Origin of the sequence: Pseudomonas sp. WOUb67 (assembly GCF_050058005.1) — a bacterium.
Lineage (GTDB): Bacteria > Pseudomonadota > Gammaproteobacteria > Pseudomonadales > Pseudomonadaceae > Aquipseudomonas > Aquipseudomonas putida_R.
In genome coordinates this window covers 2,399,154-2,418,346 of sequence record NZ_CP170112.1, presented here as the reverse complement: position 1 = coordinate 2,418,346, position 19,193 = coordinate 2,399,154, and the positions used below count along the sequence as shown (strand labels likewise).

The 19,193-nt window shown below is 62.8% G+C and carries 20 protein-coding genes; 8 read left to right on the top strand and 12 right to left on the bottom strand.

From position 1 onward, the window contains the following. Positions 1-30: 30 nt before the first annotated feature. The 8 genes from flgF to ABOC32_RS10990 form a co-directional block, all read right to left on the bottom strand. Positions 31-771 (bottom strand): flagellar basal-body rod protein FlgF, encoded by a 741-nt coding sequence (gene flgF, locus ABOC32_RS11025; protein ID WP_234228851.1) that lies wholly within the window; start codon positions 769-771, stop codon positions 31-33. Between the two features lie 160 nt (positions 772-931). Further along, entirely contained in the window at positions 932-1,114 is a 183-nt protein-coding gene (locus ABOC32_RS11020) for a hypothetical protein (RefSeq protein WP_426811032.1), read from the bottom strand. A gap of 133 nt (positions 1,115-1,247) precedes the next feature. Next, entirely contained in the window at positions 1,248-2,570 is a 1,323-nt protein-coding gene (gene flgE, locus ABOC32_RS11015; protein ID WP_426811031.1) for a flagellar hook protein FlgE, read from the bottom strand. A gap of 28 nt (positions 2,571-2,598) precedes the next feature. After that, entirely contained in the window at positions 2,599-3,300 is a 702-nt protein-coding gene (gene flgD, locus ABOC32_RS11010) for a flagellar hook assembly protein FlgD (protein WP_234228845.1), read from the bottom strand. A gap of 12 nt (positions 3,301-3,312) precedes the next feature. Beyond that, complete coding sequence (gene flgC, locus ABOC32_RS11005) at positions 3,313-3,756, bottom strand: flagellar basal body rod protein FlgC (RefSeq protein ID WP_059394768.1); 444 nt, start codon at positions 3,754-3,756, stop codon at positions 3,313-3,315. A gap of 2 nt (positions 3,757-3,758) precedes the next feature. Continuing rightward, on the bottom strand, positions 3,759-4,169 hold the full coding sequence (gene flgB / locus ABOC32_RS11000) for a flagellar basal body rod protein FlgB (RefSeq protein ID WP_016498517.1): 411 nt from the start codon (positions 4,167-4,169) through the stop codon (positions 3,759-3,761). Between the two features lie 346 nt (positions 4,170-4,515). Continuing rightward, positions 4,516-5,343 carry a protein-glutamate O-methyltransferase CheR gene (gene cheR / locus ABOC32_RS10995; RefSeq protein ID WP_426811030.1) on the bottom strand — a complete coding sequence of 276 codons (828 nt, stop codon included), beginning with the start codon at positions 5,341-5,343 and terminating at the stop codon, positions 4,516-4,518. A gap of 50 nt (positions 5,344-5,393) precedes the next feature. Beyond that, the gene (locus ABOC32_RS10990; RefSeq protein WP_016498515.1) at positions 5,394-6,323 is read right to left on the bottom strand and encodes a chemotaxis protein CheV; all 930 of its coding nucleotides are present in this window, start codon (positions 6,321-6,323) and stop codon (positions 5,394-5,396) included. A 77-nt stretch (positions 6,324-6,400) separates the two neighbouring features. On the opposite strand from ABOC32_RS10990, the gene flgA reads away from it, so the two are divergent. The 4 genes from flgA (at position 6,401) to ABOC32_RS10970 (ending at position 8,970) form a co-directional block, all read left to right on the top strand. After that, the gene (flgA, locus tag ABOC32_RS10985) at positions 6,401-7,153 is read left to right on the top strand and encodes a flagellar basal body P-ring formation chaperone FlgA (protein ID WP_426811029.1); all 753 of its coding nucleotides are present in this window, start codon (positions 6,401-6,403) and stop codon (positions 7,151-7,153) included. Positions 7,154-7,315: 162 nt separating this feature from the next. Continuing rightward, the gene (gene flgM, locus ABOC32_RS10980; protein ID WP_043197089.1) at positions 7,316-7,630 is read left to right on the top strand and encodes a flagellar biosynthesis anti-sigma factor FlgM; all 315 of its coding nucleotides are present in this window, start codon (positions 7,316-7,318) and stop codon (positions 7,628-7,630) included. Positions 7,631-7,679: 49 nt separating this feature from the next. Further along, a complete protein-coding gene (locus ABOC32_RS10975; RefSeq protein ID WP_426811028.1) occupies positions 7,680-8,147 on the top strand; it encodes a flagella synthesis protein FlgN in 468 nt (155 codons plus the stop codon). Positions 8,148-8,226: 79 nt separating this feature from the next. Then, a complete protein-coding gene (locus tag ABOC32_RS10970; protein ID WP_426811027.1) occupies positions 8,227-8,970 on the top strand; it encodes a flagellar brake protein in 744 nt (247 codons plus the stop codon). A 245-nt stretch (positions 8,971-9,215) separates the two neighbouring features. On the opposite strand, the gene ABOC32_RS10965 is transcribed toward ABOC32_RS10970, so the two are convergent. The 3 genes from ABOC32_RS10965 to bkdR all read right to left on the bottom strand — a co-directional run bounded on the left by ABOC32_RS10965 (position 9,216) and on the right by bkdR (position 12,827). Further along, positions 9,216-10,556 carry an MFS transporter gene (locus ABOC32_RS10965; RefSeq protein WP_426811026.1) on the bottom strand — a complete coding sequence of 447 codons (1,341 nt, stop codon included), beginning with the start codon at positions 10,554-10,556 and terminating at the stop codon, positions 9,216-9,218. A 271-nt stretch (positions 10,557-10,827) separates the two neighbouring features. Continuing rightward, positions 10,828-12,069 (bottom strand): glutamine synthetase family protein, encoded by a 1,242-nt coding sequence (locus tag ABOC32_RS10960; RefSeq protein WP_426811592.1) that lies wholly within the window; start codon positions 12,067-12,069, stop codon positions 10,828-10,830. 272 nt (positions 12,070-12,341) lie between these two features. Then, positions 12,342-12,827, bottom strand: a complete 486-nt coding sequence (gene bkdR, locus ABOC32_RS10955) for a Bkd operon transcriptional regulator BkdR (protein WP_012273540.1) — start codon at positions 12,825-12,827, stop codon at positions 12,342-12,344. Between the two features lie 198 nt (positions 12,828-13,025). Between bkdR and ABOC32_RS10950 the strand changes: the two genes are divergently transcribed. From ABOC32_RS10950 to lpdA, 4 genes are read left to right on the top strand one after another with little or no spacing between them, the layout of a single operon-like run. Next, complete coding sequence (locus ABOC32_RS10950; RefSeq protein WP_019471383.1) at positions 13,026-14,258, top strand: 3-methyl-2-oxobutanoate dehydrogenase (2-methylpropanoyl-transferring) subunit alpha; 1,233 nt, start codon at positions 13,026-13,028, stop codon at positions 14,256-14,258. A gap of 1 nt (position 14,259) precedes the next feature. Beyond that, the gene (locus ABOC32_RS10945) at positions 14,260-15,318 is read left to right on the top strand and encodes an alpha-ketoacid dehydrogenase subunit beta (protein ID WP_016488476.1); all 1,059 of its coding nucleotides are present in this window, start codon (positions 14,260-14,262) and stop codon (positions 15,316-15,318) included. After that, positions 15,319-16,590: a dihydrolipoamide acetyltransferase family protein gene (locus tag ABOC32_RS10940; RefSeq protein ID WP_426811025.1), complete on the top strand. Its 1,272-nt coding sequence runs from the start codon at positions 15,319-15,321 to the stop codon at positions 16,588-16,590. Between the two features lie 2 nt (positions 16,591-16,592). Continuing rightward, positions 16,593-17,972, top strand: coding sequence for a dihydrolipoyl dehydrogenase (lpdA, locus tag ABOC32_RS10935; RefSeq protein WP_426811024.1), 1,380 nt, complete (start codon positions 16,593-16,595; stop codon positions 17,970-17,972). Positions 17,973-18,154: 182 nt separating this feature from the next. Here the strand turns inward: lpdA and ABOC32_RS10930 are convergent, their stop codons facing one another. Continuing rightward, the gene (locus ABOC32_RS10930; RefSeq protein ID WP_426811023.1) at positions 18,155-19,153 is read right to left on the bottom strand and encodes a sensor domain-containing diguanylate cyclase; all 999 of its coding nucleotides are present in this window, start codon (positions 19,151-19,153) and stop codon (positions 18,155-18,157) included. Positions 19,154-19,193 lie beyond the last annotated feature (40 nt).

Sequence of the window (19,193 nt, the reverse complement as noted above, 5' to 3'; positions counted from 1 at the left end):
GCCTGTTTTACGGCACCCGTTCAAAAGTGATTAGCCGATTTGCAAAACCCGAGCCATGGCTTCGTCGCCTTCCTTGGCCGTGTTCATCATCTTGACGTGCAGTTCGAACTGGCGGGACAGCGCCAGCACCGAGGTCATTTCCTCGACAGCGTTGACGTTGCTGCCTTCCAGGAAGCCCGACACCACCCGCACGTTGACGTCGGCATCGGCCGGCTGGCCAGAAGCGGTATGGATCAGGCCATCCAGGCCTTTCTCCATGCCCTTGATGTCCGGGTTGACCAGCTTGATGCGGTCGACCTCGGCCATCACCCGCGGGTCTTCACCCATGGAACGAATGCTGATGGTGCCGTCGGCGCCAACCTCAACCTTCTGCTCCGGCGGGATGGCAATCGGGCCACCGTTGCCGATCACCGGCATGCCGTTGCCGGCACGCAGCACGCCGAGGGCGTCGATGTTCAGGCTACCGGTACGCACGTAGGCTTCGCTGCCGTCCGGTGCCTGCACGGCAATGAAGCCCTTGCCGGTCACGGCAACATCCAGGTCACGGCCGGTCTCGACCAACGGGCCTTCGCTGAAGTCGGTGGCCGGGCGCTCGGTCATGGCAAAGGCACGCGCCGGAAAGCTGTCGCCGAACACCGGCATCGAACGCGCCTGTTCCAGGTCGCGCTGAAAACCGTTGGTGGAAACGTTCGCCAGGTTGTTGGCGTGGGCCTTTTGCGCCAGCGCGTTCTGGCTGGCGCCGGTCATGGCCACATAAAGCAACTTGTCCACAGTATCTCCTCTGCGCGTGGCTGCCGCGCTGTCACTGGGCAGGTTCGAAGCAATAATCGAACCAAGTCTGAAACCGCCTGTTTACGGGGGTTCCGGCGGGGCGAGGGGCAATAAACGTCAGTTTGTCGGCGGATGTTTGCCGCCTGCGGCAAAGGCGTGCTCAGAAGGTGCGGCAAGCGGCGTTGTTGTAGGGGCCGGAATGGCGCACCCAACCTTCGCCCGGGTTGTTGGCCGAGCACAGGTAGCGGCCGGTGGCCAGGCTTTGCCATTGGTAGAACGGGGCGGGAGCAGCCGAGAGCGGCAAGGCCATGGCCAGGAGGGCTGTGAGCGTTAGCCGTTTCATGGAGGGGGAACCTTCGAGAATTTGGGGCCGCGTTGCGGCCCATCGCGACACAAGGCCGCTCCTACAACGGAACGCATATTCCTGTAGGAGCGGCCTTGTGTCGCGATGGGCTGCAGAGCAGCCCCAACGACCATCAGGTCATCTGGATGATGGTCTGCATGATGGTGCTTTCGGTGGAAATGGTCTTGGCGTTTGCCTGGTAGTTGCTCTGCGCCTTGATCAGGTTGACCAGCTCGCCGGTCAGGTCGACGTTGGAGTCTTCCAGTGCGCCGCCGGTGATCTGGCCCAGGGTGCCGGTGTCCGGGGCGCCGATCACCGGCACGCCGGAGGCGTAGGACTCTTTCCAGTTGGTGCCACCAATCGGGGTCAAACCCTGCAGGTTGGCAAAGTTGGCGATAGCCACCTGGCCGATCACCTTGTCCTGGCCGTTGGTGAAGTTGGCGAACATGTTGCCGCTTTCGTCGATGGTCAGGCCCGACAGCTCACCGGTGGCAAAGCCGTCCTGGCTCTTCGCGGTGGTGGCGGAGGCGGCGTTGTACTGGGTAGTACCGAGCATGTCCAGGTTCACCCCGGAGGTGCTGGCGGTAGCACCGTTGGCACTCCATACACCGGCAGCGTTCTTCTGCGCCGGGATCCAGTTGCTGAGGGTGAAGGTCTTGTTGGCGGCGATGGTCATGCCGCCGGTTACCGCACCTGCCGTCATCGAGGCGGTGTCCAGGGTGCCGTCAGACTTGAACGGCAGCTTGTTGGCCAGCGGCGTGGTCGAAGTCGGGTCGGCCGGGTTGCGCCCGTCGATGGTGGTGTACATGGTCCAGGAGTTGCTGGCGGCATCCTTGACGAAGTACTGGTTCAACTGGTGCGCGTTGCCTTGGCTGTCGTACACGTCGGTGTTGAACGTGTAGTTGTAGGTACCCGTGGTGGCCGGGTCGAACGGCGTCTGGGTTGGCGCGGTCGCGGTGGAGTTGAGGTTGACGTTCTCGGAAATGCGGCCGGTCGGGTTCGGCGTCAGGTTCGAGGTGTCGATCTGCAGGTTGGTCAGCACACCCTGGACGATCTTGCCGTTGGCATCCACTGCATAACCTTGCAGGTTGGCGCCCGACGAGCTGACCACGTAGCCGTCCTTGTCGCTGTAGAAGGCACCGGCACGGGTGTAGATTTTCGAGCCGTTGTCGTTCATCACGAAGAAGCCGTTGCCATCGATGGCCATGTCCAGCGCCTGGCCGGTGCCATTGATGTTGCCCGGGGTGAACATCTGCGACACGGCGGCGGTCTTCACGCCAGTGCCCACCACGTTCTTGCCGGCACTGGTGCCGCGAATGGAGTTGGAGTACTGGTCGGCGAACTCGGCGCGCGATGACTTGAAGCCGGTGGTGGCAACGTTGGCAATGTTGTTGCCGGTAACGTTCAGGGCCTTGTTTGCTGCATAGAGGCCGCTAAGGCCGATATTGAAAGACATGTGTAACTCCTGTCGTTTTGCTCAGGCCCTAGATGCCGATGCTTTGGATTTTGGAAAGCGCAACACTGCCCAGCCCGGCCAGGTTGAGTGTCATCTCCGAACCGTTGGTGCCCATGGTCACGCTGGTGACCGAGGCCGGCAGGTTGGTGGTCATGGCCGTGGCCGTGCCGTCGATCGAAGCAGTGGCCTTGAAGGTGTAGGTACCTGCTGCCGCTGTTTCGCCGTCGTCGTTCAGGCCATTCCAAGTAAAGTCGATCTTGCCGGCTTTTTGAGTACCCAGGTCGATGGTGCGCACCAGCTTGTCGTCCTTGTCGTAGATGCCCACCGAGGTGGCGGTGCTCGACGACGTCAGGTTGACCGTGCCTTTCATGTCCTTGCTGGTGTCGACCACGGCCTTGTCGGTCTGGACAATCACATTGCGCCCGACCAGCGACGAAGCCTGCAGCGCCTGGGAGGACTGCAGCCCTGCCGCGATATAGGTCACCGAGTCATTGAGCGACTGCATGCTCTCAAGGCTGCTGAACTGCGCCAGCTGCGCCACGAACTCGCCGTTTTCCTGCGGATCAAGCGGGTTCTGGTTCTTCATCTGGGTAACCAGCAACTGCAGGAAAGCATCTTTGCCCAGCGCGCTGCCGGCTGCGCCGGTGCTGCTGTCGGTCTTCGACGTCTGCTTTTGCAGGGATGTCAGGTACGCGCTGCTGACGTCAGAGGTGGAATTGGTAGTGGTCATGTCGGCTTCCTATCACTGCCCCAGGGTCAGGACTTTCTGCATCATGCTCTTGGCCGTGTTCATCAGCTCGGCGTTGGTCTGGAACGCACGGCTGGCGGAGATCATGTCAGCCATCTCCTCGACCACATTGACGTTCGGGTAGTAGACGTAGCCGTCCTTGTTCGCCGCCGGGTGGTTTGGCTCGTAGCGTGCTTCCAGGGTGCTCTGGTCTTCGACGATGCCTTTGACCTGCACGCCCTGCCCTGCTTCGCCCTGGTCTTCGAACAGCGACTGGCTGGTGCCGGCCTGCGCATCCTGGAAGGTGGTGGCGAACACCGGGTGGCGCGCGCGGTAGGTCTGATCGATGCTCGACGAGACGGTTTCGGCGTTGGCAATGTTGGAAGCCACGGTGTTCAGGCGCGTGTTCTGCGCGCTCATGCCGCTACCGGCAATGTTGAAGACGCTGGAAAGGGACATGATCATTCTCCCCGCAGGGCCGATACCAGCCCTTTGAATTTGCTGTTGAGCAAGGTGAAGCTGGCCTGGAAGCCAATGGCGTTTTCGGTGTAGTTCGATTGCTCGATCTGCGCGTCCACGGTGTTCTGGTCAATCGATGGCTGCAGCGGCGTGCGGTACTTGAGGGTATCGTCGGCCGCGATGGCGAGGCCTTCGGCTTCGATGTGACGGCTATTGGTGCGGTCCATGGCGAAGCGGCCGCTCTGCTGCTTGTCGCTTTCGGCGGCGAGCACAGAGGCAAAGTCCATGTCACGCGCCTTGTAATTGGGCGTGTCGGCGTTGGCGATGTTGTTGGCCAGCACTTCGGCGCGCTGGGCGCGGAAGCCCATGGCCTTTTCGTGAATACCAAGCGCCTTGTCGAAGCTGATGCTCATGTCGGGGAAACCTTCAGAGGTTGACCGGAATTTCGTTGAGCAAGGTATAGCAAGGGCTGTGCCAATCAATGCAAAGCCCGCAAATACGGGCTCGCGAGACACAGTGCTGTCAGGGTGATGCCAGAAAAGCGGCAAAGGCCTTCCGCCTTGGGCGGCGAAAGCGGCAATTGCCGGGCGGCAAAAGCGGCAAACCAAAAAATTGACGTCAGACCATCTGAGATCCACACAGGCCTTTGTAGGAGCAGCCTTGTGCTGCGAAGAGGCCGGTGAAAGAACAGTTGATCAACTGCGCTTGCACCGGCCTCTTCGCAGCACAAGGCTGCTCCTACAAGGACCGCGCCCGTGCTTACTTGGCCTGGTAGATGATCCCCGGACTGCACTGGACCATCTGGTAATGGTCCGGCAACCCGTTCAGCGCCTCCGAGGCACCCAGGAACAGGTAGCCACCCGGCTTCAGTGTGCTGTGAATGCGCAGCAGGATGTCGCGCTTCACCTGTGCCGAGAAATAGATCAGCACGTTGCGGCAGAACACGATGTCGAACTTGCCCAGGCTGGCATAGCTGTCGAGCAGGTTGAACGAGCGGAACTCGACGCGGCTGCGAATCGCCGGCTTGACTGCCCAGCGCCCCGGCCCCTTGGGGTCGAAGTAGCGCTGCAGGCGCTCCTGGGACAGGCCGCGGGCAATGGCCAGGCTGTCGTACTCACCGGTCTTGCAGTTGGTGAGCATGGTGCCGGACAGGTCGGTGGCAACGATCTGCGCACCCATCTTCAACTGGCCAAGGTTGCTGCGCTCGAACTCGTCGATGGCCATCGAGATGGAATACGGCTCCTGCCCCGACGAACAGGCCGCCGACCACATGCGCAGGCGCTGGCCGGGGTTGTTGCGGATGAACTCGGGGATCACCTTGTTCTTCAGCACTTCAAACGGGTAGGTATCGCGAAACCACAGGGTCTCGTTGGTGGTCATGGCATCGACCACCTGCTCGCGCAAACCGCTGCGCGGCTGGGCCTGGATGCGCTGCACCAGCTCGCCCAGGCTCTTGATGCCCTGTTGTTCCATCAGCTTGTTGAGACGGCTGGAAACCAGGTACTGCTTATTTTCGCCCAGCAGGATGCCACAGGCTTTCTCCAGGAATACCCGGAACTGTTCGAAATCCAAATTACCCGTAGACACTACTGCCGCCTCTTTTCAATCACTGGTGCCGGGGGCGTGCCCCGGCTGCTTCAATGCGCTGCCTTGATCCGGTCGACCACCCGTTGGGCCAGGTCGTCCGGCTTGAACTTGGCCAGGAAGTCATCGGCGCCGACCTTCTTGACCATTGCCTGGTTGAACACCCCGGAAAGCGAAGTATGCAGGCAGATGTGCAATTTTTGCATGCGCGGGTCACTGCGGATCTCTGCCGTTAGCGTATAGCCGTCCATTTCCGGCATTTCAATGTCCGAGATCATCATAAGGAACTCTTCTTCCGGCTTTTTGCCCTCATCCACCAGCTGGCGCAGGTAGTTCAGGGCCTGACGGCCATCATTGAGTGCCACGACTTCCACCCCCACGGTCTGCAGACAACGGCTGACCTGTTTGCGCGCCACCGACGAATCATCGACGGTCAGCACCCGCATCAGCACGGCCTTGTCCTGCACTTCGGCGTCGATCACCCCGGCCGATACCGACTCGGACGATGGCGACACTTCGGCCAGCACCTTCTCCACGTCGATGATCTCGACCATGCGGTTGTCCACCCGGGTGACCGCAGTCAGGTAGTGGTCACGGCCGGTGCCCTTGGGTGGCGGATGGATCTCTTCCCAGTTCATGTTGACGATGCGCTCCACCGAGTGCACCAGAAAGCCCTGGGTCTTGGTGTTGTACTCGGTGATGATCACGAAGCTGTTGCGTGTTTCTTCCTGCAGTGGCCGCAACCCGGTGGCCATCGACAAGTCGAGGATCGGGATGGTCGCCCCGCGAATGTTGGCAACGCCACGCACCACCGGGTGCGCCTTGGGCAGCAGGGTCAGCGCAGGGCATTGCAGCACTTCCCTGACCTTGAACACGTTGATGCCATAAAGCTGTTCGCCATTGAGGCGAAACAGCAGCAATTCCAGGCGATTCTGCCCCACCAGCTGCGTGCGCTGGTTGACCGAATCCATAACACCCGCCATGCCAGACTCCTTAATCTTTCAGCCTTTCGTTGCAACTCAGGTTACGAGTCGGCACGGGCTTTGCTTTTTTGAGCGTCATGCATACGAAAACGACATTTTTCCGACGATTGACGCGCCTGCTGACTGGCTCGCTGGCCGCGCTGTGCCTGCTGGCGCCCGGCGTTCGCACGGTAGCGGACGCGTTCACCTTGCCTGAACAGCTTATCGGTGTCACCCAAGGGTTTCTTGAATTCACGGTAGAAGATTACCTGGCCACCACCCAGACCCCTGGCCGCTATGAAATCCAGGTCAACCCGCTGGACCCGCGCCTGCGCATGCCGGTGTGCAGCCAGCCGCTGGACGCCTCGCTGGAAAGCCCTGCCCTGCCACTGGGCCGGGTAACGGTACGGGTCCGCTGCGACAGTGCGGCGCCGTGGACGGTGTTTGTCCCGGCCACGGTGCGGCTGTTCCGCGACGTGGTGGTGGTCACCCGCCCGCTCAAGCGCGACAACACGGTGGGCGAAGGCGACGTGGCCCTGCGCGAGCGCGATGTCGGCACCCTTGGCCAGGGCTTTCTGACCGAACTGGACCAGGCAGTGGGCATGAAGATGCTGCGCCCCACGGTGATCGACCAGGTGCTCACCCCGCAGCATCTGGAGCAGGCCGAGGTGGTGCGCAAGGGCGACCAGGTGGTGATCATCGCCCGCAGCGGCAGCCTCAGCGTGCGCATGCCGGGGGAGGCCCTGAGCAAGGGCGGCCTGAGCGAACAGATACGGGTACGCAACCTGAATTCCAAACGGGTGGTCAAGGCCAGGGTCACCGGCCCGGGCCAGGTCGAGGTGAGTATGTAGCCCGCCACAGATTGCGCTGGCAGTGAGGAACCGCATTTCCTAAACTGTGTCAGAGAACGGGTTCGCGAGCTTGCTGACAGGCGGCTATGCATTTGTGCCTAAAGTTTATTTCGGGTTGGCCGAAAACAAGGCAAGCGTCCAAATACCCAGAGGTTCCTGATCATGGTCATCGACTTCAGTCGTTTGAATAACTCTCCGTCCGTCACGGGCGGCGTGCGCGGTAACACCGCGTCCGGCAGCGCCGAAAAACCGGCCGCCAGCCAGGAAGCGGCCACCAGCGCCAGCGCCAGCGGAGAAGCGGTACACCTCAGCCAAGAGGCACAGCAGTTGCAGAAGATCAGCGACAAGCTGCGCGACGAACCCGTGGTCAACAGTGCCCGTGTGGCCCAGTTGAAACAGGCGATCGCCGACGGCAGCTATCAGGTCGATGCCGGCAAGATCGCCAGCAAACTGCTCGATTTCGAAGCCCAGCGCTGACCGTTCGGCGCGCTGACTTCACGGACGCTAGAAAAGCCAAGAGTTAGCCATGCACGACACCACCTTGCTGCAACTGATCGAAGATGACATTGCCCCGATGCAGGAACTGCTCGACCTTCTGAATAAAGAAGCGATCGCCCTGCATGGCCGCGACATGCCGCTGCTGGAACAGATCCTGGCGCGCAAGCAGTCGCTGATCATCTTGCTCGAGCAGCATGGCCAGCGCCGCAGCCAGTTGCTCGGCAGCCTGGGCCTGAGTGCCGATCGTACTGGCGTGCAAGCAGTAGCCGCACAATCGCCCCATGGCGAGGCGATGCTGCAGCGGCTCGACATGCTGTCGAAACTGATGGATGACTGCCAGCAGGTCAACCAGACCAACGGCCGGATCATCCAGGTGCAGCAACACGTCACCAACAACCAGATCAGAATTCTCATGGGCGGCGACTCGCCGTCGCTCTACGACAGCCGCGGCAGCACCGCGCCGCTGGCCAAGCCACGGGCCCTCAGCCAAGTGTGATTTTTCTATCAAGGCACGGAACATACTGGCAAAATGCCGTTACTTGCGTGTGTCGCTTTTGCCTGGAGAACGATAAGCCGTGTTCAATGAAACCGAAGCCCCGCAACCGCCAAAGGTGCTGAACACCCCCTTGGAGATTGCGGCCAACTTGCGGCAACTGCAGGAAAGCCACGACCCCCTGATCATCACCTTCCATGACCGCAGCCAGCGCTTCCAGAGCTACGTGGTGCACGTGGACCGTGAAAGCAACACCCTGGCACTGGACGAGATGATCCCGCGCGACGGTGAGAAATTCATCGAAAACGGCGAACACTTCCGTGTTGAGGGCTTCCACGATGGCGTGCGCATCGCCTGGGAATGTAACCACGCGCTGAAGATCAGCGAAGTCGATGGCCACCGCTGCTACAGCGGCGCCATGCCAGAAGAGATGACCTACCACCAGCGCCGCAACGCCTTCCGCGCCGCGCTGAAGCTGTCGCAACTGGTCGACATCATCCTCGATGGCACCCACCTGAAGGGTAACGGCGCCCTGCGTGGCAAGCTGCTGGATATCTCGGCCACCGGCTGCAAGCTGCGTTTTGAAGGCGATGTAGAAAGCCGCCTGCAATTGGGCCAGGTGTACGAGCGTTTCAAGGCGGGTAACCCGCTGGGCCTGGTGGATACCATGGTCGAACTGCGTCACCTGCACTATGAAGAGCACATCAACACCACCTTCGCTGGCGTGCGCTTCCATAACCTGAGCGGGCAGGCACAGCGCAAGATCGAGAGCTTTGTGTACCAGCTGCAGCGCGAGGCGCGGCGGTTCGACAAAGACGACTATTGATCGTCAGCTGAATGCGAAAACGCCACCTGTCGAGGTGGCGTTTTCATTTGTGTGCTTCCTGTCCCGGCCCTTTCGCGGGTGAACCCGCTCCCACAGGTACGGCGCTGCCCTCAGGCCTGGTGCGGTCCCTGTGGGAGCGGGTTTACCCGCGAAAGGGCCAGTGCAGGCTAACACCGATGTGCCGCCCTCAGGCCTGGTGCGGCCCCTGTGGGAGCGGGTTTACCCGCGAAAGGGCCGGTACAGGCTTACACCGACTTGCTGACCTCACTCTCCGGCTCAAGGCCCTTCTCGGCGCCCTTCTCTTCTTCCTCGGTATCCTCAGCCGCCACCGGCGCCTGCATCACGTCCTGTACGGTCTGCTCATCCACCCGTGGGTCCAGCGCTGCCGACAAGGGCGAACCAGCCGCCGGCATCGCCACGTGGCCCAGGGGTGCATCCTGCACCTGATGCAGCCCGGTAACCGCTTTCGGCCGGATGCGCCACACCAGCACCAGGGCGAAGAAGACGAAGAACGCATAGAGCATCTGCGGGCCCAGCACCTTCATCAGCACGCCCGCCGCCAGTGGCCCGATGCACGCGCCCACACCATAGGTCACCAGCAGCATGGCCGTCAGCGACACCCGTCGCTCGCTTTCCACGTGGTCGTTGGAAAACGCCACCGCCAGCGGGTACAGGCAGAACTGCAGCAACGAAATCAGGAAGCCGATACCGAACAGCAACTCCAGCGGCACACTGGGCAGTATCGCCAATGGCGCAGCGGCCAGCGCCAGGCCTACTGCCACGCTGCGGATCAGCACCGCCCGGTCGTAACGGTCAGACAACCAACCCAGCGGCCACTGCACCAGCAGGCCGGCAAAAATGCAGCTACCCATGAACAGACCGATCTGCTCGGTCGTCATACCCTGGCTTGAGGCATACAAAGGCGCCAGGCCGTAGAACGAGCCGACGATCAACCCCGAGCCCAACACCGTACTGAGCGACTGCGGCACGCGCTTGATGAAAAACTTCGGCTCCATCGGTGCCGGGCGCAACGGCGCCGGGTGTATGCGCCGGGTCATTGCCACCGGCACCAGGCACAGGGCAAAGCACATCGCCACCAGCATCAGCAGCTCCGGGCCAAGCTCAGGGTGCACCACCAGGATCAGCTGGCCGAGCACCAGCCCCAGGTACGAGGCGATCATATAGCCGCTGAACACTGCGCCGCGGTGCTTCACGTCGGCCTGCTCGTTGAGCCAGCTCTCAATGACCATGTACTGGCACATCATGCCCAGGCCGACGATCATCCGCAGCCCGACCCAGGCCGGTAGCCAATTGGTCAGCCCATGCCCCAGCACCGCCGCACCGACGATACCGGCGCACGTGGCATAGGCGCGAATGTGCCCGACCCGGCCAATCAGCCGGTGGCCGACCTTGCCGCCGACTGCCAGGCCAAAGTAGTTGGCCGCCATCAACGCACCCACCCACAGGCTGTCGACATGGTCGGCCGCCAGGCGCAGGGCCAGGTAGGTACTGAGCAGGCCCGAACCGATCAACATCATCAGCGCGGCGAAATACAACGACTGAAACGGCTTCCATACATTTCGCATACGTACCGTGAAGCTCCCTGGTCAGGTGGCGGTAGGTGCTAGGGTCTGTATGAAAAGTCTTGAGACGAAGGTCAGGCAAGGCGAAAACAGCCGAGGAAGCGGAGTTTACGGGTTGTAAATGAGCATTCCGAGGCTGTTTTCAACGCAGCATCACCGAGTATCAAGGCTTTTCGTACAGAGCCTAGCAGCATAAGGGCAAATGCCGGTCAGTACAGGCCCCCGCCAGCAAAATGCTGCGGCGGGGACGTGTCCGGTGCAGGTCGTGTCGCGATCAGGCCTGCGCCGCCAGCACCCGGCGCTCCCACGGGGTGATCTCGTCGAAGAAATCAGTCAGCTCCAGGGTCTTGCTGGCGATGTAGCCTTCGATGAACTCGCTGCCGAACAGTTCCCGTGCCAGCGCGCTGCGCTTGAGCCGTTCGAGGGCGGCATGCAGGGTGCACGGGAGGCTCAGGTGCTCGGGCACTTCAAACTCGCCCTGAATGGCCGGCGAAGGTTGCAGGCGCTGCTCGATACCGTGCAGCCCGGCAGCCAGGCTGGCGGCGATGGCCAGGTAGGGGTTGGTGTCGGCACCGGGCAAACGGTTTTCGACCCGCCGCGCTGCCGGCGCACTGGCCGGAATGCGCAGGCCGGCGGCGCGGTTGTCCTCGGACCAGCAAGCATTGTTTGGCGAGGCATAGGGGTGGCACAGGCGCTGGTAGGAATTGACGTTGGGCGCGAACAGCGCGGTGAAGTCGGCCATGCACGCCTGCAGGCCACCGATGAAATGGTGGAAGGTGTCGGTCGGCAGGCCTTGCTCGTCGCTGAACACGTTACGCCCGCTGCTGGCCTCGACCAGGCTCTGGTGAATATGCATGGAACTGCCGGGCGTGCGCGCCAGCGGCTTGGCCATGCACACCACGGTCAGCCCGTGCTTGAGCGCCACTTCCTTGAGCAGGTGCTTGAACAGGAAGGTCTGGTCGGCCAGCACCAGCGGGTCACCGTGCAGCAGGTTGATCTCGAACTGGCTGACGCCCATTTCGTGCATGAACGTGTCGCGCGGCAGGCCGAGCGCGGCCATGCAGTGGTACACCTCTTTGAAGAACGGGCGCAGGCCGTTGTTGGAGCTGACACTGAATGCCGAGTGACCGAGTTCGCGCCGGCCATCGCTGCCTACGGGTGGCTGAAATGGCTGCTGCGGGTCGCTGTTGGGGGCAAAAACGAAGAATTCGAGTTCGGTCGCCACCACGGGCGCCAAGCCCAAGGCCGCGTAGCGGGCGATGACCGCCTTGAGCTGGCCACGGGTGGACAGTGCCGAGGGCCGGCCATCCAGTTCAATGGCATCGCAGATGGCCAGGGCGCGGCCGTCGCTGCTCCAGGGCAGGCGATGGACCTGGCTGGGTTCGGCCACCAGCGCCAGGTCGCCGTCGTCGCTGCCGTAGAATTTCGCCGCCGGGTAGCCGCCCATGATGCATTGCAGCAACACCCCCCGGGCCATTTGCAGGCGGCGGCCTTCCAGAAAGCCTTCGGCGGTCATCACCTTGCCGCGCGGGACGCCGTTGAGGTCGGGGGTGACGCATTCGATTTCATCGATGCCCTTAAGCTGAGCGGTGCTCATGACGCTTGTCCTTGTTGTTGTGCGCTGACAACAACATAGGCTGGGGGTGTTTAAAATATCAAGCACCCGCTTTTACCTGCACTGGCCCTTTCGCGGGTAAACCCGCTCCCACAGGAATACCACTGCCCTCAAAGCCGGCGCCGTACCTGTGGGAGCGGGTTTACCCGCGAAGAGGCCAGCACAGGAGACAGCTATTCTCGCAAGGTCATGCCATTGGCCGGCAGCGGCAAAGCGGTCTTGTACCGCACCTGCTTCAAGGCAAAACTCGAGCGGATATTGGCCACCCCCGGCAGCCGCGTCAGGTAATCGAGAAACCGCTCCAGCGCCTGGATGCTCGGCAGCAGTACCCGCAACAGGTAATCCGGGTCCCCCGTCATCAGGTAGCACTCCATCACCTCGGGCCGTTCGGCAATTTCTTCCTCGAAGCGGTGCAGCGACTGCTCCACCTGCTTTTCCAGGCTGACATGGATGAACACGTTTACATCCAGCCCCAGCGCCTCGGGTGACAGCAAAGTCACCTGCTGGCGGATTACCCCCAGTTCCTCCATGGCCCGCACCCGGTTGAAACAGGGCGTGGGCGACAGGTTGACCGAGCGTGCCAGCTCGGCGTTGGTGATGCGGGCGTTTTCCTGCAGGCTGTTGAGAATGCCGATATCGGTACGATCGAGTTTGCGCATGAGACAAAATCACCGGTTTTTTGTGTTTACGCGGAATGTTTATCTGCACTGCTCGGCAAAGGCAATCAACTTGAGAGAAAAATTCTCCTGCCGGGCCACTAAGATGTAGAGGACGCTGACCTACCAGTCACAAGCCGGTATTCAGCGGCGGCCGCTTCAGAGCTCACAAAAACAAATACCCGAGCGAGCGTAAAAAGCATGAACGAGTACGCCCCCCTGCGTTTGCATGTGCCCGAGCCCACCGGCCGGCCAGGCTGCCAGACCGATTTTTCCTACCTGCGCCTCAACGATGCAGGTCAAGCCCGTAAACCCCCTGTGGATGTCGATGCTGCCGACACCGCCGACCTGTCCTACAGCCTGGTCCGCGTGCTCGACGAGCATGGCGACGCCCAAGGCCCGTGGGCTGAAGACATCGACCCGCAAATCCTCCGCCAAGGCATGCGCGCCATGCTCAAGACGCGGATCTTCGACAGCCGCATGGTGGTTGCCCAGCGCCAGAAGAAGATGTCCTTCTACATGCAGAGCCTGGGCGAAGAAGCCATCGGCAGCGGCCAGGCGCTGGCGCTGAACCGCACCGACATGTGCTTCCCGACCTACCGCCAGCAAAGCATCCTGATGGCCCGCGACGTGTCGCTGGTGGAGATGATCTGCCAGCTGCTGTCCAACGAACGCGACCCGCTGAAAGGCCGCCAGCTGCCGATCATGTACTCGGTACGCGAGGCGGGCTTCTTCACCATCAGCGGCAACCTGGCGACCCAGTTCGTGCAGGCGGTCGGCTGGGCCATGGCCTCGGCGATCAAGGGCGATACCAAGATCGCGTCGGCGTGGATCGGCGACGGCGCCACGGCCGAGTCGGACTTCCACACCGCCCTCACCTTTGCCCACGTGTACCGCGCCCCGGTGATCCTCAACGTGGTCAACAACCAGTGGGCTATCTCTACCTTCCAGGCCATCGCCGGTGGCGAGTCGACCACCTTCGCCGGCCGTGGCGTGGGTTGCGGCATCGCCTCGCTGCGGGTTGACGGCAACGACTTCGTCGCCGTGTACGCCGCCTCGCGCTGGGCCGCCGAACGCGCCCGCCGCGGCCTCGGCCCAAGCCTGATCGAGTGGGTCACCTACCGCGCCGGCCCGCACTCGACCTCGGACGACCCGTCCAAGTACCGCCCTGCCGATGACTGGAGCCACTTCCCGCTGGGCGACCCGATCGTCCGCCTCAAGCAGCACCTGATCAAGATCGGCCACTGGTCCGAGGAAGAACACCAGGCCACCACGGCCGAGTTCGAGGCTGCCGTGATTGCCGCGCAGAAAGAAGCCGAGCAGTACGGCACCCTGGCCAACGGTCACATCCCGAGCGCCGCCTCGATGTTCGAGGACGTGTACAAGGAAATGCCCGACCACCTGCGCCGTCAACGCCAGGAACTGGGGGTTTGAGATGAACGACCACAACAACAGCATCAACCCGGAAACCGCCATGGCCACCACTACCATGACCATGATCCAGGCCCTGCGCTCGGCCATGGATGTCATGCTTGAGCGCGACGACAATGTGGTTGTCTACGGCCAGGACGTCGGTTACTTCGGCGGCGTGTTCCGCTGCACCGAAGGCCTGCAGAACAAGTACGGCAAATCCCGCGTGTTCGACGCGCCAATCTCCGAGAGCGGCATCGTCGGTACCGCCGTGGGCATGGGCGCCTATGGCCTGCGCCCGGTGGTGGAGATCCAGTTCGCCGACTACTTCTACCCCGCCTCCGACCAGATCGTTTCGGAAATGGCGCGCCTGCGTTACCGTTCAGCCGGCGAGTTCATCGCCCCGCTGACCCTGCGCATGCCGTGCGGCGGCGGCATCTATGGCGGCCAGACCCACAGCCAGAGCCCGGAAGCGATGTTCACCCAGGTGTGCGGCCTGCGCACCGTCATGCCGTCCAACCCGTACGACGCCAAAGGCCTGCTGATTGCCTCGATCGAATGCGACGACCCGGTGATCTTCCTTGAGCCCAAGCGCCTGTACAACGGCCCGTTCGACGGCCACCACGACCGCCCGGTAACGCCGTGGTCGAAGCACCCACACAGCGCCGTGCCCGACGGTTACTACACCGTGCCGCTGGACAAGGCCGCCATTACCCGCCCCGGCAATGACGTGACCGTGCTCACCTACGGCACCACAGTGTACGTGGCCCAGGTGGCCGCCGAAGAAAGCGGCGTCGATGCCGAAGTGATCGACCTGCGCAGCCTGTGGCCGCTGGACCTGGACACCATCGTCGAGTCGGTGAAAAAGACCGGCCGCTGCGTGGTGGTGCATGAAGCCACCCGTACCTGCGGCTTCGGTGCCGAACTGGTGTCGCTGGTGCAGGAGCACTGCTTCCACCACCTGGAGGCGCCGATCGAGCGCGTCACCGGTTGGGACACCCCCTACCCTCACGCGCAGGAATGGGCTTACTTCCCAGGGCCTTCGCGGGTAGGTGCGGCATTGAAAAAGGTCATGGAGGTCTGAATGGGCACGCACGTCATCAAGATGCCGGACATTGGCGAAGGCATCGCGCAGGTCGAGTTGGTGGAATGGTTCGTCAAGGTCGGCGACATGATCGCCGAGGACCAGGTGGTGGCCGACGTCATGACCGACAAGGCTACCGTGGAAATCCCTTCGCCAGTCAGCGGCAAGGTGCTGGCCCTGGGTGGCCAGCCAGGTGAAGTGATGGCGGTCGGCAGCGAGCTGATCCGCATCGAAGTGGAAGGCAGCGGCAACCATGTGGATGTGCCACAGGCCAAACAGACAGAAACACCGGCCGCCCCTGTGGCAGCCAAGCCAGAACCGCAGAAAGACGTAAAACCCGCCGCGTACCAGGCGCCCGCCAACCACGAAGCTGCGCCCATCGTGCCACGCCAGCCGGGCGACAAGCCGCTGGCCTCGCCGGCGGTGCGCAAACGTGCCCTGGATACCGGTATCGAACTGCGCTATGTGCACGGCAGCGGCCCGGCCGGGCGCATCCTGCACGAAGACCTCGACGCCTTCATGAGCAAGCCGCAGAGCGCCGTCGGGCAAGCACCGAGTGGCTATGCCAAGCGCAGCGACAGCGAGCAGGTGCCGGTGATCGGCCTGCGCCGCAAGATCGCCCAGCGCATGCAGGACGCCAAGCGCCGGGTCGCGCACTTCAGCTATGTGGAAGAAATCGACGTCACCGCCCTGGAAGCCCTGCGCCAGCAACTCAACAGCAAGTACGGCGACAGCCGCGGCAAGCTGACCCTGCTGCCGTTCCTGGTGCGTGCCCTGGTCGTGGCGCTGCGTGACTTCCCGCAGATCAACGCCACCTACGACGACGAAGCGCAAATCATCACCCGCCATGGCGCGGTGCATGTGGGCATCGCCACCCAGGGTGACAACGGCCTGATGGTGCCCGTGCTGCGCCATGCCGAAGCGGGCAGCCTGTGGGCCAATGCCGGCGAGATTTCCCGCCTGGCCAATGCTGCGCGCAGCAACAAGGCCAACCGTGAAGAGCTGTCGGGCTCGACCATTACCCTGACCAGCCTGGGCGCCCTCGGCGGCATCGTCAGCACGCCGGTGGTCAACACCCCGGAAGTGGCGATTGTCGGCGTCAACCGCATGGTTGAGCGGCCGGTGGTAATCGACGGCCAGATCGTCGTGCGCAAGATGATGAACCTGTCCAGCTCGTTCGACCACCGCGTGGTTGATGGCATGGACGCCGCGCTGTTCATCCAGGCCGTGCGTGGCCTGCTCGAACAACCTGCCTGCCTGTTCGTGGAGTAAGCATGCAACCGACTATCCAGACTACCCTGTTGATCATCGGCGGCGGCCCTGGCGGCTATGTGGCCGCCATCCGCGCCGGGCAACTGGGCATCCCTACCGTGCTGGTGGAAGGCCAGGCGCTGGGCGGTACCTGCCTGAACATCGGCTGCATTCCCTCCAAGGCACTGATCCACGTGGCCGAGCAGTTCCACCAGACCTCGCGCTTTGCCGGGCCGTCGGAACTGGGCATCAGCGTTACCTCGCCGCGCCTGGACATCGGCCAGAGCGTGGCCTGGAAGGACGGCATCGTCGACCGCCTGACCACCGGTGTGGCCGCCCTGCTGAAAAAGCACGGGGTCAAGGTGATTCATGGCTGGGCCAAGGTGCTCGATGGCAAGCAGGTCGAAGTCGATGGCCAGCGTATCCAGTGTGAACACCTGTTGTTGGCCACCGGTTCCAGCAGCGTCGAACTGCCGATGCTGCCGCTGGGCGGCCCGGTGATTTCCTCGACCGAAGCCCTGGCGCCAAAAGCCCTGCCGCAGCACCTGGTGGTGGTGGGCGGTGGCTATATCGGCCTGGAACTGGGCATTGCCTACCGCAAGCTGGGTGCGCAGGTCAGCGTGGTGGAAGCGCGTGAGCGCATCCTGCCGACCTACGACAGCGAATTGACCGCCCCGGTGGCCGAGTCGTTGAAGAAGCTGGGCATCGCCCTGCACCTTGGCCACAGCGTCGAAGGCTACGAAAACGGTTGCCTGCTGGCCAACGACGGCAAGGGCGGGCAACTGCGCCTGGAAGCCGACCAGGTGCTGGTGGCCGTGGGCCGCCGGCCACGTACCCAAGGCTTCAACCTGGAATGCCTGGACCTGAAAATGAACGGCGCCGCCATTGCCATCGACGCGCGCTGCCAGACCAGCATGCACAACGTCTGGGCCATCGGCGACGTGGCTGGCGAACCGATGCTGGCGCACCGGGCCATGGCCCAGGGCGAGATGGTGGCCGAGATCATCGCTGGCAAGGCACGCCGCTTCGAGCCTGCCGCGATTGCTGCAGTGTGCTTCACCGACCCGGAAGTGGTGGTGGTTGGTAAAACCCCGGAGCAGGCCAGCCAGCAAGGGCTGGACTGCATCGTCGCGCAGTTCCCGTTTGCCGCCAACGGCCGGGCCATGAGCCTGGAAGCAAAAAGCGGTTTCGTGCGCGTGGTGGCGCGGCGGGACAACCACCTGATCCTGGGCTGGCAAGCCGTTGGCGTGGCGGTTTCCGAACTGTCCACGGCGTTTGCCCAATCACTGGAGATGGGCGCTTGCCTGGAGGATGTGGCCGGTACCATCCATGCTCACCCGACGCTGGGTGAGGCGGTACAGGAAGCGGCATTGCGCGCCCTGGGCCACGCCCTGCATATCTGACACTGAAGCGGCCAAGGCCGATTTGGCCCGCTGCGCCGAGAGGCGCCGCGGGTCTTTTTTATGCCTGTGGCGGCCCAATCGCCGGCAAGCCAGCTCCCACAGGTCACCCGCAGGTTTCAGGCGTTGTGTTGTACCTGTGGGAGCTGGCTTGCTGGCGATAGGGCCAGTTCAGGTAAACCAGATCACTCGGCAATCGCATTTTTGCCGGCCGCCTTGGCCCGGTACAGCGCCTTGTCGGCACGCGCCAGCAGCGCGTGCTGGTCCTCCCCTTCCTGCCATTGCACCACGCCATAGCTCATGGTCAGCCGGCAATCGCCCACCGGTTCCAACCGCTCCACCACCCGGCGCAAGCCCGCCGTCACATCCAGCGCCTCACCCAGCGTGGTCTGCGGCAGCACGATGACGAACTCGTCGCCACCCCAGCGCGCCAACACGTCGAGCTCGCGCAGGCAGGTACGCAGGTTATCGGCCACCCGCACCAGCGCCGCATCGCCACGGGCGTGGCCGTAGCGGTCGTTGATCGGCTTGAAGTCGTCCATGTCCATGGCGATCAGCGACAACGGCCGGCGGAATCGCTGGGCGCGTTCGCACTCCGTCTGCAACGACTTTTCCAGGCGATAGCGATTGGCAATGCGGGTGAGCGCATCGCGCTCGGCCAACTCGCGGTTTTCGTCCAGTTGCCGCTGCAACTGCTGGTTCACCCAGGACAGCTCGCGGGTGCGCTCGGCCACCTGGCACTCCAGCGACTGGTTCTTCTGTTCCAGCTGCGCCACCAGGCGCTTGCCGGCGTCGATATTGCGGTGCGCCCCAAGCATGCGCGCCACCGAACCGTCTTCGTTATGGGCGATGATGTAGCCGCTGTCTTCGATCCAGATGTAACTGCCATCCTGGCCACGGCAGCGGTATTCGATGAGGTAGCGCTCGTTGCGCTGGTTGATATAGGCCTCGAAATGCGCCATGACCCGCGGGTAGTCCTCGGGGTGGATCACGCTTTCCCAGGTCAGTACCGAGTTGGCCATGGAGTGGCTGGCGTAACCGAGCATGGCGTACCAGCCCGGGTTGCGATAGACGTAGCCGGTGTTGGCATTCCAGTCCCAGATGCCATCACTGATCAACTCGAACAAGGTGTGCAATTGCTGTTCACTGAAGCCGGCGAGTGCCGGCCTGGGTTCCTGATTCATGGACGCTCTCCCTGATGCCCAGCAACTGCGCTCCGTTCAA